Source organism: Blautia sp. MSK18_10 (assembly GCF_020553185.1).
Taxonomy (GTDB): Bacteria; Bacillota; Clostridia; order Lachnospirales; family Lachnospiraceae; genus Blautia_A; species Blautia_A wexlerae.
The window spans coordinates 55,467-68,443 of the sequence record NZ_JAJCGT010000016.1 but is presented as its reverse complement, the minus strand read 5'-3'; the positions used below and the strand labels follow the sequence as shown (position 1 = coordinate 68,443).

Genomic DNA, 12,977 nt, shown 5'->3' with positions numbered 1-12,977 from the left:
TCCTTACTGGCTGTAAGGGATATTAACCATAAATATATTGTAGTAGATGAAAGCGTAGAATTGTGCATATCTGCACAGTAACGTAAAAAATACAGATAAATAATAGACAGGAGATGATGCATTCATCTCCTGTTTATGTTACAATGAATATGATAAATATGGGAGTTGTTCAGTAATGGAGCAATTTGCAGATATCAGGGTGGATAGAGTGAATATACAGATGGAGGCAGAAGATGCTGACAGAACAGAAATTTGACATTATCTGAAAAAGGAGAGAGAAAATGAGTCTAAAAATTGAAAAGAAAAATGAAGGAACAAAAGATACGGTATTTTTGACCGGGAGATTAGATACAGCAACTGCACCTGAATTGGATACTTTTGCCGAGAAAGAGTTGATCAATACTCAGGAACTTGTATTGGATTTTGCAGGGCTTGAATATATTTCATCAGCCGGCCTGCGTGTTATTCTGAAAATGCAGAAATTTATGAATGTAAAAGGAACTATGAAATTGATTCATGTGAGTGATATCATACAGGATGTATTCGATATTACGGGATTTGCAGACATACTGTCAATCGAATGACTGTGGTTGTAAAGATACAGAACTGCACAGCGAAAAGGGGGATTCTATTTACCTGAACTGAATGAAGGAAGGAGAAGTGGATTTGAAAAGTATTACAGAAGAAGCAAAAATAGAGAATATAGCGGTAATTACAGATTTTGTAAATTCCATACTGGAAGCAAATGGATGTTCTGCAAAAGTACAGATGGAGATAGATATTGCGATAGATGAGATATTTGGCAATATTGCCTATTATGCTTATACGCCAAAAACTGGAGAGGCAACTGTACAGGTTGAAATAAAGAATTTTCCTGAAAGACTGGAACTGACGTTTATAGACAAAGGCATTCCTTATAATCCATTAGAAAATAAAGATCCGGATGTTACCCTGGATATAGAAAAAAGAAAAATCGGGGGGCTTGGAATTTTTCTGGTTAAGGAAATGATGGATGAGGTTTCATATGAATATGCAGACGGGAAAAATATATTGAAATTAAAAAAGAATTTATAGATTTCATACATTGTAAGTGTATATTGCTATTCATGAACTTTTGAATAACTGCGCGTCGCATTATAGTTACTGTGGAGTGGACTGCAGCGATTTATGTGCTCATATGTTGCAAAATGACAGAAAAGAGGAGTTTTTGCGCATGACAATTCGGAAAATGTATGATATGATGAACTTATAAATATCAATTTGTAACTGTAAAAATATTATATTGTAAAAAAACACACACAATTACCCGCAAAATAAGAAATTTAGACGCAAGATTGTTCGAGAAATCAACTTGTCGGCACACTAACAGGAAATATGGGTAGAAAATATCTGTAAGAAATATGTATAAAATAATATGTAATCAGGAAGGAGATATAAATTATGGGATTGATCAAAGCAGCAGCCGGTGCATTTGGCGGAACAATGGCAGATCAGTGGAAGGAGTTTTTTTACTGCGATGCAATAGATAAAGATGTTCTGGTTGTAAAGGGTGAGAAGAGAGTAGGCGGACGTTCTTCCAACAAAAAAGGCAGCGATAATATTATTTCAAGCGGTTCCGGAATTGCTGTTGCAGATGGTCAGTGTATGATCATCGTAGAACAGGGAAAGGTTGTGGAGGTTTGTGCAGAACCCGGACAGTTTACCTATGATGCATCCACAGAACCAAGTATTTTTGCCGGAAGTCTGGGAGAGGGGATCCACAGGACTTTTGATACAGTAAAGAAGCGTTTTACATTTGGCGGCGATACAGGCAAAGACCAGAGGGTTTATTATTTTAATACAAAAGAACTGGTAGATAATAAATTCGGAACAGCAAATCCAATCCCATTCCGGGTAGTTGACAGAAATATCGGTCTTGACATAGATGTATCTGTGCGCTGTAATGGAGTATATTCTTATAAGATTGTCGATCCGCTCCTGTTTTATACAAATGTGTGCGGAAATGTTGAACAGCAGTATGACAGAGAAGAAATTGAAGTTCAGTTAAAGACAGAATTTGTAAGTGCTCTTCAGCCTGCATTTGCAAAAATCTCAGAACTTCAGATCCGTCCAAGTGCCATTCCGGGACATGTTCTGGAATTATGCGATGCCATGAATGAAGCCCTTACGAAAAAATGGCAGCAGACCAGAGGTCTTGCGGTTGTTTCCATTGCCATGAATCCTGTGACTCTTCCGGAAGAGGATGCACAGCTTATCAAAGATGCACAGAAGAATGCCATTCTCAGAGATCCGACTATGGCAGCAGCGACACTTGCCGGTGCTCAGGCAGATGCAATGAAATCAGCAGCCTCCAACACTGCAGGTGCTATGACCGGATTTATGGGAATGGGCATGGCAGGCCAGGCAGGTGGAGCGAATATGCAGAATCTCTATCAGATGGGGGCACAGCAGCAGGCAGCACAGCAACAGGCAGCACAGAATATGCAGCCGGCATCCGGGGCAGGAACATGGAAATGTGAATGTGGTGCAGAGAATACAGGAAAATTCTGCTCTGAATGTGGTAAACCGAAACCGCAGCGGGAAGAGTGGATATGCAGCTGCGGCGCAGTAAATACCGGTAAATTCTGTTCTGAATGCGGAAGCCCAAGACCGACCGGAAAGTGGACATGCAGCTGTGGTGCGGTAAATACAGGAAAGTTCTGTGCAGAATGTGGAAAGCCAAGACAGTAAAATACAGCAGGGGGAGAAATGTCTATGTCTGATCTGAGAGAATATAAATGCCCTGCCTGTGGCGGTGCAATAGAATTTGACAGTAAGTCCCAGAAAATGAAGTGTCCATACTGTGATACAGAATTTGAACTGGAAACATTAAAAGAACTGGATGCGCAGATGGAGCGTGAAGCCGGACAGCAGGATGATCTGTCAGGATGGCAGACAGATGCCGGTGGAGAATGGCAGGAAGGTGAGACAGATGGAATGAATGTCTATACCTGTCAGTCCTGTGGTGGTGAGATTATCGCAGATGAGAATACAGGAGCATCAAATTGTCCGTATTGTGGAAATCCCGTAATTATGACAGAGAAGTTTAAAGGTGCATTAAGGCCGGATCTGGTGATTCCGTTCAAATTGGATAAGAAAGCGGCAAAAGAAGCATATTACAGGCATATTAAGGGAAGAACATTTTTGCCAAAAGCATTTCGCAGGGAAAATCATATTGATGAGATTAAGGGGCTATATGTTCCGTTCTGGCTTTTTGACGGGGATGTTGATGCTGATGTGCGTTATAAGGCGACAAAGGTAAGAATGTGGAGTGACCATGATTATGATTATACGGAGACCAGCTACTATTCTGTGGAGCGAAGCGGAGAGATGACATTCGTTTCTGTACCTGTAGATGGATCAGAAAAGATGGCAGATGATTTGATGGAATCCATTGAACCATTTAAAATTTCAGAGTCTGTGGATTTTCAGACCGCATATCTTTCCGGATATCTGGCAGATAAGTATGATGTCAGTGAAAAAGAGAGCATCAACAGGGCACATGACCGTATGAAAAAGAGCGCAGAGGAAGTACTGGCAGATACAGTGAAGGGTTATGCTTCTGTTGTTCCCGAAAATACAAACGTAAATATTTCAGGCGGAAAAGCACAGTATGCACTGTATCCGGTATGGATTCTGAATACAACATGGAAAGATAAGAAATATATATTTGCAATGAACGGACAAACCGGAAAAATGACAGGAGACCTTCCGATTGACAGGGGAATTTATTTGAAATGGCTTGCCGGACTGACCGCTGTATTTACGGTTGTTTTGTGCCTTGCCGGACTGCTGATTTTTTAGGGGAGGACGAAAGATATGCTGAAGAAAAAGATCATACCTGTATTTCTGGCTTCTGTCCTTACTGTATCAGGTACAACAGGATTTGTGACGGAAGCATTTTCAGAAAATGTTTATGCAGCAGAAGAAGTGCATACAGAAAGGCTGGCAGATTTTGCAGATCTGTTAGATGATGGGCAGGAAGAAGAACTGGAGGCGAAACTGGATCAGGTCAGCGAGGACTACGGCTGTGATGTTGTGGTTGTCACAGAGGAGACTCTGGATGGTGCAGTTCCGCAGGATTATGCAGATGATTTCTTTGATTATAATGACTATGGCATGGGAGAGGACAAGAGTGGTATATTGTTTTTGATAACCATGTCAGAACGTAAGTGGTGTATCTCCACACATGGAGAGGCTATTCAGATTTTTACTGATGCAGGACAGGAATATATGACGGATAATTTTGGGTCATATTTATCCGATGGTGAGTATTATGAGGGCTTTATGAAGTTTGCTGATCTGTGCGAAGAATTTATCATTCAGGCACAGAGCGGAGAACCGTACGATGTAGAAAATCTGCCGGAGGAAACCATCCCTTTTTATATGATATTTCTCATTTCGCTTGTGGTCGGATTTGTGATCGCGCTGATCGTAACCGGAGTAATGAGAAGCCGGATGAAGACTGTACATATGAAGCCGGATGCAGCAGATTATATGAAAGACGGAAGTCTTCATATTAACAGAAGCCGGGATATATTTCTGTATCATCAGGTCACACGTACGGCGAAGCCGAAGGAAGAGAGTTCCGGTGGCGGTGGAAGCAGTACCCATACAAGTTCTTCGGGTGAGACGCATGGGGGTTCCAGTGGATCATTTTAACTGACTGGCATGACATATAAAAATCCTGATCTTTTATATTATTTTATGGGATAACCATAAAATGACAGGAAAGATTGGGATTTTATTTTGCGCAAAATTACGGATACCGGTTGCAAGACATCAGAGAATATGATACAGTACAAGGTGGTTTGTTTTGTGTAGAGACAGTTGTCCGGCAAAAAGAAAATAAACTGCGAAGCGGATTGCAAATATCCGCCTGACGATAACAGATTTCTGCACAAAAGAATTATAAAATGAAATAAAAAACAGAAATAATGGAGAGGACATGAAAAAATACGTTGATAATTTTATGCAATACCGGTTTCTTTTGTCAGAACTGGTAAAAAAAGGGATTAAGCTGAAATACAGACGTTCTTATCTGGGAATGATATGGTCTATGTTGGAGCCGTTGCTTACCATGATCGTGCTTACAATTGTATTTGGTACTTTGTATGGAAATACAGACAGGACCTTTCCTGTATATATCCTGACCGGACGACTCCTGTACAGTTTCTTTTCACAGTCCACCAAGGCCGCTTTGAAATCTATACGTCAGAACTCGGCAATGATCAAAAAGGTATATGTACCCAAATATTTGTATCCGCTGTCCAGTGTGCTTTTTAACTATGTGATCTTTCTGATCTCACTGATCGTACTGGCAATGGTGAGTGTGATACTTGGTGTAAAGCCTACGTTCTATCTGCTTCAGGCACCAATCGCACTGATACTGATTCTTATTATGTCATATGGATGCGGAATGATCCTGGCAACAATAGGTGTATTTTTCAGAGATATGGAATATCTCTGGTCTGTAGCACTTATGCTGGTTATGTATACATGTGCGATTTTCTATTATCCTGAAAAGCTTTTGAAGAGTGGATGGGCATGGATACTGAAATATAACCCATTGTATTGTGTGATTGATATTTTCAGATGTTCAGTATTTGGAAAAGCGATGAATATTCATTATTTTGCATATGCACTTATCTTTTCCGTTGTGGCAATGGTGATTGGATTATTCTGCTTCAAGAAGAAACAGGATGATTTTATTCTTTACATCTGAGAACTGAGACAGAAAGCTGCAGGGCAGCGGAACGAATTATTTTTGAAAAATAAGGAGAAAAAATGAGCAAACAACCAGCGATTATTGTTGATAATGTGAGTATGAAATTTAATCTCAGCAAAGAGAAAGTAGACAGTCTGAAAGATTATATTATCAAGTCAATTAAAAAAGAGATTAAATATAATGAATTCTGGGCTTTGCAGAATGTGAGCTTTACAGTGGAAAAAGGAGACAGGGTAGGAATCCTCGGACTGAATGGTGCAGGAAAGAGTACTCTTCTTAAGGTTATCGCAGGCGTTTTCAAACCAACAGAAGGTTCAGTTACAAAACATGGGAAGATGGTTCCGCTTCTGGAACTGGGTGCAGGATTTGATCAACAGTATACAGGAAAGGAAAATATTTATCTTTACGGAGCAATGCTTGGATATTCCAAAGAATTTATTGATGAGAAGTATGATGAGATCGTGAAATTTTCCGAATTGAAGGATTTTATTGATGTGCCGATCAAGAACTATTCATCAGGTATGAAATCCAGACTTGGATTTTCGATTGCTACAGTGGTTTCTCCCAAAATTCTGATATTGGACGAGGTATTATCTGTAGGTGATGCGAAATTCCGTAAGAAGAGTGAGAAGAAAGTACTCAGCATGTTTGATTCGGGTGTAACAGTGTTGTTTGTCTCTCATTCTCTGGCGCAGGTTCAGAGAATCTGTAATAAGGCGATGATCCTTGAAAAAGGAAAACTGATCGCTTACGGAGATATTGATACGATTTCTGAACAGTATGAGAAAATGACTAACTGACAGGGACAGACAGAGATATCTGTCTGACAGAGAAAAAATTTAAGAAGTCAGAAATATCCGGAGGAGTATATGACAAACGGATTAAAAAAAGAAGATTCAGCAGCTTTAAAAGGTCTTGCAGTGTTACTGCTGATCTTTCACCACTGCTACCGTCTTGCAGACAGAATCGAAAGATATCAGGTGGATCTGTGCGGGCTGACAACAGAACAGCTTGTTGCTATTGCGGAATGCTGTAAAATCTGCGTGGCAATATTTGCATTTGTATCCGGTTACGGGCTGATGTATGGATATTCGGCTAAAATGAAAAATAAAGAAAAGTATGCAGTATCAGAATGGATATCCGGACATCTTCTTTCCACTATGTCCGGATTCTGGTTTACTGCAGCTGTATCCTATCTTATTTACTTTGGACTTGGACTTAAGGATCCGAGCAAGTGGGGAGAAACCTTTTATGAAAGAGGATTCGCCGTATTTGCAGATATACTGGGAATTTCCAGACTTTTGGAGACTGAAAGTCTTAACGGGGCATGGTGGTATATGAGTGCTGCGTTTGTATTTATTATATTGCTTCCTCTGTTAGATGGGACGATTGAGAAATTTGGAGGCATATTCTGTATTGCAGTTATCTTTTTGCTTCCGAGAATTTTAGGTATTGGATTTCAGGGAGGCTCAAAGCCATATTCATTTCTTTTGATATTTGTGGCAGGAATGTTATGCTGTAAATATAATTTCTTTCAAAAATTGCATGAATACAGGCGGAAAAAATTAAAATTCATCTGTTTGTCTGCTTTACTGTGTGCCGGCTTTTTCCTGTACCATAAAATCGACCTGAAAATTTTCTGGGAATTCCGGTATGCACTTGTTCCATTCCTGCTGATTCTCTTTTGCGTTGAATATTTGTTCAGGATTACGCCTGTATCCTTGTTCCTTCAGTATCTGGGCAAGCATTCCATGAACATCTGGCTGGTACATACATTTGTGAGAGATTCTCTGGGAAAATATGTATTTGCATTAAAAAAATTCTGGCTGATTCCTGTTGCAGTTCTTGTGATTTCGCTGGGAATCAGTTACTGCCTGGATTTTCTTAAGAAGATTACAGGATATCAGAAACTGATACGGCTGTTACAGAAAAAAGTGACGGAACATTATGCGGTACGGGAATGATTTTTCGAGAGGATCGCAATAGGATTCAGAGTGGACAATAGTGACGGATGGGAGAGCGTATCATGAAAATACTGCAGATTGGAATGGGAAATGTTGCCGGAGGTCTGGAAGCATTTGTGATGAATTACTATAGAGTTCTGGTGCATATGGATATACAGTTTGATTTTGTGTGTATGTATGATAAAATTGCATATGAAGAGGAAATCAGGAAACTGGGTGGAAGGATCTACTATATTCCAAATGTAAAAAAGAACTATCAGGGCTATATAAAAGAACTGAAAAAAATATTAAAAGAAACAAAATATGATGCAGTACATGTAAATATGCTTTCAGCTGCAAATATTGTTCCGTTACGTGTGGCTCATACAATGAAAGTGCCAAAGATAATTGCGCACAGCCACAGCTCTTCCTGTCCCGGACTGATCAGAAAAATCATGGACAACTGGAACAGACCAAAGATTGCAAAATATGCTACTGACAGGATTGCATGCGGAGAAATGGCGGGCAGGTGGCTGTTTGGAGATAAAGCTTTCCAAAGCGGTCAGGTTACGTTGATCAATAATGCCATTCAGGCAGAGAAGTTCAGTTTTTCAGAAAAAGACAGAGATTCACTCAGAAAGGAACTGGGATGGGAAAATAAAACAGTGATCGGTCATGTAGGAAGATTTGATATTCCGAAGAATCATGACAGAATGCTTGATATTTTCCAACAGATCGTTTCCGAAAAAAAAGATGTGATGCTGTGTCTGGTAGGTCCAAAGGAAGGTCTGTACAAAGAGATAAAAGAGAAAACAGTGCAGAAAGGACTGGAAGATAAGGTATATTTTGCCGGTAAACAGGAGAATATCCGCAGGTATTTATCTGCTATGGATGTTTTTCTGTTTCCGTCTGTTTTTGAGGGTGTGCCATTTGCGCTTATTGAAGCCCAGGCAAATGGACTTGCCTGCGTAATGTCAGAGGCGGTGTCTGAGGAGGCAGTTGTTTTTCCTGAGAGAGTCAGACGGCTGTCACTTGACAGAGATAATATACAGTGGGCGGCAACAGTGATGGCAATGAGTTCTATGAACAGAGAAGCGGCTGATCTGATAAAGAAGCGGCTGTCAGATGCGCATTTTAACATTGAGACAGAGGCAAAACGTTTGAAAGATTTATATTATCATACGAGGTAAATTACAGATGGACAAGATTGATTTTGTATTGCCATGGGTGGATGGATCAGACTCAGCCTGGATAAAGCAGAGAAATGAGTATCTGGGAATTAAAAATGACCAGACACAGGACAGCAGATTTCGGGACTGGGAAAATCTGCAGTACTGGTTCAGAGGTGTTGAAAAATTTGCTCCATGGGTGAATCATATATATTTTGTAACATGGGGGCATATCCCTTCCTGGCTGAATACAGATCATCCGAAGCTGACAGTTGTAAAACACGAGGATTATATTCCGAAGCAGTATCTGCCCACATTCAGCAGTCATCCCATTGAACTGAATATGCATCGGATCCGAGGTTTATCCGAACAGTTTGTATATTTTAATGATGATACCTTCATCATAAATAAAATGGAACCGGAAGACTTTTTCAGAAATGGTCTTCCAAGAGACTATTGTATAGAAACAGCGTTGGTACAGGATGATATCAATAATCCGTTTGCCTGCATTCTTATGAACAATGCTGCACTTGTAAATATGCATTATTCAAAGAGAGAAGTGATTGGCAGAAACTGGAAAAAATGGTTTCATCCTGCATATGGAAAAATGGTATTCAGAAATATGCTGATGCTTCCGTACAGGGAGTTTTCCAGTTTTAAATATTCTCATATCTCAAGTTCTTTTTTGAAGAGTACCTTTGAAGAAGTGTGGAGGGAAGAAGGCGAAGTGCTGGACAGAGTATGCAGGACACGATTCCGTTCTCCGGGGGATGTAAATCAGTATGTGATGAAATACTGGCAGTATATGGAGGGAAAATATGAACCTCAATCACCGAAAATCGGGAAATTTTTTACCATAGGTCTTCACGACCGGCAGATACATGATGTACTCAGAAATCAGAAGTGTAAAATATTGTGTATAAATGATACGGAAAATATAGGAGATTTCAGACAACAGAAAAGAAATATCAAAGATTCTTTTGAGAGTATCCTTCCCGAAAAGTCTGCATTTGAATTATCTTACAAAGATTCCGGAGGCATGTATGACAAAAAGTGCGATTAAAAAATATACGGAAAGGCTGGGCTTTTTCGGAATGATCCTGCACTATATCGGTCGTTTTATGACAAAAACAGAGCAGCAGGTCATTGGAAAGCTGACTGTGCGTTTTGGAAAAATAAAGAAAAACCGGCTTGTGTTTAAAAATCGGGAAATGATGGACTGCACAGATAATCCGGAAGCTTTTTATGAATATCTTATAAGTTCCGGGTATAATAAAAAATATGAGATCATCTGGCTGGTCTCTGAAAAAAGAAAATTCAGAAATCAGAATACCGGAAATGTAAAATTTGTAACTGCTGAAAATAAATATGGATGGAGCAGTCCGCTGGCATATTATTATGGTGCTACAGCCGGATTTTTCTTTTATTCTCATAACAGTGCAGGACTGAACAGGTATCGGTGTAAAGGACAGACAGTTGTAAATCTGTGGCATGGGTGCGGTTATAAAGATGCAGAGCAGGGAAAGAAAAAACAGAATATAAAGCCTGATTTTGACTATGCACTTGTTCCCGGACCGGTATTTGTGAAAACGAAATCCGGACTATGGAACTGCGAACCGGACAGGCTGTTAATGATGGGATATCCCAGATATGACTGGATGCTGCATCCGTCAATGAGTAAGGATGAAATTCTGGACAGTCTGTTCGGATGGAAAGGGAAAAAAGTTGTTCTGTGGATGCCGACTTTCAGAAAAAGTGATCTGGGAGGGTGTGCGGAAAATGAAATTGAGCTTCCCTGTCAGCTTCCGGCAATACAGGATATGAACGAGCTGAAAGAACTGGACAGTTATCTAAGGGAGCAGGAGATTATTCTGATCATAAAGAAGCATCCGCTTCAGACGGAATGGGATGAGAATGAACAGGAGTTTACCAATATACGTTATGTTGCGGAAGCCCTGTTGGAGAAAAAACAGATAAAACTTTATGAACTGATAGGGATCAGCGACGGTCTGCTCTCTGATTACTCGTCAGTGGCAGTAGATTATCTGCTGTTGGACAGACCGCTTGGATATGTGCTTGCGGATTACAATATATATAAAGAAAAAAGGGGATTTGTATTTGAAGATCCGCTGGAATATATGCCGGGTGAGAAAATCTATAATGCCTGTGATATCAGAAAATTTATGAAACATCTGACTGATGGAACAGACAGTTACCGGCAGGAGAGAGCAAAGAATCTGAAACAGATGCACAATAAAACAGAAAACTATTGCAAAAGGCTTGCAGATTATTTACAATTGTAGCTGTTATATGAATGCGAAGAGAACAGTTATCTATTAATGCAATAAAACAGGGAGAATGTAATGGAGAAAAAAATAGGATATACACAGGGAACCTTTGATATGTTTCATATAGGACATCTGAACCTGATCAGAAATGCAAAAAAACATTGCGATTATCTGATTGTCGGTGTGAATGCGGATGATCTGGTAGAGTCATATAAAAACAAAAGACCGATTGTTCCGCTGGAAGAAAGGGCAGAGATTGTACGGGCCATCAGATATGTTGATGAGGTGATCGTGACGACAACCCTGGACAAAAAGCAGGTATGGGAAAAAGTCCACTTTAACGAAATCTATATCGGAGATGACTGGAAGGGCAATGCACGTTGGGAAAAGACCGGAAAAGAAATGGAAGAGCTGGGCGCTAAGCTGGTATTTCTGCCATATACCAAAGATACATCCTCAACGATGCTTCGTGAGAAATTAAAAGAATTCTAGGGAGCCAGATATGAAAAAAAGAATAAAAAAGAAAATAAAAAAACTGAAAAAATCCATTAACAAGATTAACAAGGTCAGAGTTCAAAAGGGAAGAAAAGCTATGTTGCAGGAGACATGGGCAACTGTGACCTATGGATTATATGATAATCGCAAGATCAGACGCCTTAAGAAATTCCCCCCTGCACTTGTAGAGAATAGAATGCTCTTTGAAACAAATGATGATTTTACGGATAATGGTCGTGCTTTGTTTGACTATCTTATTGAGAAAGGATACAACAAAAAGTATGAGATTGTATGGCTGGTCCATGAACCGTCTAAATATAAAGAATATCAGTTTGAAAATGTGAAATTTGTGCAGAACTTTAAGAAAGGTTCCACGATCCGAAGAGCAGAAGCATATAAATATGCACTGACATCAAAATATATTTTTTACACCCAGGCTTTTAACTGGATTGGTATGTCGAGAAGAAATCAGCTCTTTATCGATCTCTGGCATGGCTGTGGTTACAAGGCAAATAAGAACGGGCGTAAGGTTTTCTTTGATTATTGTCTGGTACCGGGGGACATTTTCATTAAGACCAAAATGGAATTTTTTGGATGTACTTCCAAAAAACTGCTCTCGTTTGGATATCCCCGTTATGATATGATGCTTAAGGGCAGTGAACGTGCAGATGAATATAAAAAGAAACTTCTGAAGGAAACAGACAGCGAGAAACTGATCCTGTGGATGCCAACCTACAGACATGCTTCCAGTGAGCGTCTGAACGAGGAAACCTTAAATAATGAATTCAATATTCCTATCATTGATGATGCAGATAAGCTTCTGGAACTGAATAAGTTCTGTAAGGAGAATCATATTCTTATTGTTATCAAGAAGCATTACCTTCAGGTACCTTATGATTTTGGTGAGAATGTCCTTACCAATATTGTTTATCTGGAGAACGGAGATCTTGCGGATAACGGACTGCAGCTTTATGAGTTTATCAACTGTTCGGATGCGCTGGTTTCTGACTATTCTTCTGTTGCGATTGATTATCTGCTGTTAGACAGACCGCTTGGATTCACACTGGATGATTATGAGGCTTATACGGAATCCAGAGGATGGGTGTTTGATGATCCGCTGGAATATATGCCTGGCGAACATATGTATAATATGCAGGATTTTGAGAATTTCATCCTGGATATTAAAAACGGAAAAGATAATTATAAAGAACAGCGCGCCAGTGTAAGAGCAAAAACACATAATGTGTGTGACAATTACTGCCAGCGTGTGTTGGATTATTTTAACATTACAATGTAATGATATTATAGCAATTCC

General features: G+C 39.7%; 13 protein-coding genes. All 13 read left to right on the top strand.

Translation table 11 applies throughout. The annotated features are described in order from the left end of the window. Positions 1–281: 281 nt before the first annotated feature. The 13 genes from LI074_RS08620 to LI074_RS08560 all read left to right on the top strand — a co-directional run bounded on the left by LI074_RS08620 (position 282) and on the right by LI074_RS08560 (position 12,959). The gene (locus tag LI074_RS08620; RefSeq protein WP_008703548.1) at positions 282–584 is read left to right on the top strand and encodes an STAS domain-containing protein; all 303 of its coding nucleotides are present in this window, start codon (positions 282–284) and stop codon (positions 582–584) included. 76 nt (positions 585–660) lie between these two features. Further along, entirely contained in the window at positions 661–1,074 is a 414-nt protein-coding gene (locus tag LI074_RS08615; protein ID WP_306452303.1) for an ATP-binding protein, read from the top strand. 366 nt (positions 1,075–1,440) lie between these two features. Continuing rightward, a complete protein-coding gene (locus LI074_RS08610; protein ID WP_008703546.1) occupies positions 1,441–2,730 on the top strand; it encodes an SPFH domain-containing protein in 1,290 nt (429 codons plus the stop codon). 24 nt (positions 2,731–2,754) lie between these two features. Continuing rightward, positions 2,755–3,843 carry a hypothetical protein gene (locus LI074_RS08605; protein ID WP_008703545.1) on the top strand — a complete coding sequence of 363 codons (1,089 nt, stop codon included), beginning with the start codon at positions 2,755–2,757 and terminating at the stop codon, positions 3,841–3,843. 15 nt (positions 3,844–3,858) lie between these two features. Then, a complete protein-coding gene (locus LI074_RS08600; protein ID WP_025577097.1) occupies positions 3,859–4,701 on the top strand; it encodes a TPM domain-containing protein in 843 nt (280 codons plus the stop codon). Positions 4,702–4,987: 286 nt separating this feature from the next. After that, positions 4,988–5,764, top strand: a complete 777-nt coding sequence (locus tag LI074_RS08595; RefSeq protein WP_008703542.1) for an ABC transporter permease — start codon at positions 4,988–4,990, stop codon at positions 5,762–5,764. Positions 5,765–5,826: 62 nt separating this feature from the next. Continuing rightward, positions 5,827–6,567 carry an ABC transporter ATP-binding protein gene (locus tag LI074_RS08590; protein ID WP_008703540.1) on the top strand — a complete coding sequence of 247 codons (741 nt, stop codon included), beginning with the start codon at positions 5,827–5,829 and terminating at the stop codon, positions 6,565–6,567. Positions 6,568–6,636: 69 nt separating this feature from the next. Further along, positions 6,637–7,731 carry an acyltransferase family protein gene (locus LI074_RS08585; protein ID WP_173698101.1) on the top strand — a complete coding sequence of 365 codons (1,095 nt, stop codon included), beginning with the start codon at positions 6,637–6,639 and terminating at the stop codon, positions 7,729–7,731. Between the two features lie 62 nt (positions 7,732–7,793). After that, the gene (locus LI074_RS08580; RefSeq protein WP_173698100.1) at positions 7,794–8,900 is read left to right on the top strand and encodes a glycosyltransferase family 1 protein; all 1,107 of its coding nucleotides are present in this window, start codon (positions 7,794–7,796) and stop codon (positions 8,898–8,900) included. A 7-nt stretch (positions 8,901–8,907) separates the two neighbouring features. Further along, the gene (locus tag LI074_RS08575) at positions 8,908–9,942 is read left to right on the top strand and encodes a Stealth CR1 domain-containing protein (RefSeq protein WP_025577094.1); all 1,035 of its coding nucleotides are present in this window, start codon (positions 8,908–8,910) and stop codon (positions 9,940–9,942) included. Beyond that, positions 9,923–11,182, top strand: a complete 1,260-nt coding sequence (locus LI074_RS08570; protein WP_173698099.1) for a CDP-glycerol glycerophosphotransferase family protein — start codon at positions 9,923–9,925, stop codon at positions 11,180–11,182. Before LI074_RS08575 ends, LI074_RS08570 begins: the two co-directional genes overlap by 20 nt. A gap of 60 nt (positions 11,183–11,242) precedes the next feature. After that, positions 11,243–11,659 (top strand): adenylyltransferase/cytidyltransferase family protein, encoded by a 417-nt coding sequence (locus LI074_RS08565; protein WP_008703533.1) that lies wholly within the window; start codon positions 11,243–11,245, stop codon positions 11,657–11,659. 10 nt (positions 11,660–11,669) lie between these two features. After that, on the top strand, positions 11,670–12,959 hold the full coding sequence (locus LI074_RS08560; RefSeq protein ID WP_055053627.1) for a CDP-glycerol glycerophosphotransferase family protein: 1,290 nt from the start codon (positions 11,670–11,672) through the stop codon (positions 12,957–12,959). Positions 12,960–12,977: the final 18 nt, after the last annotated feature.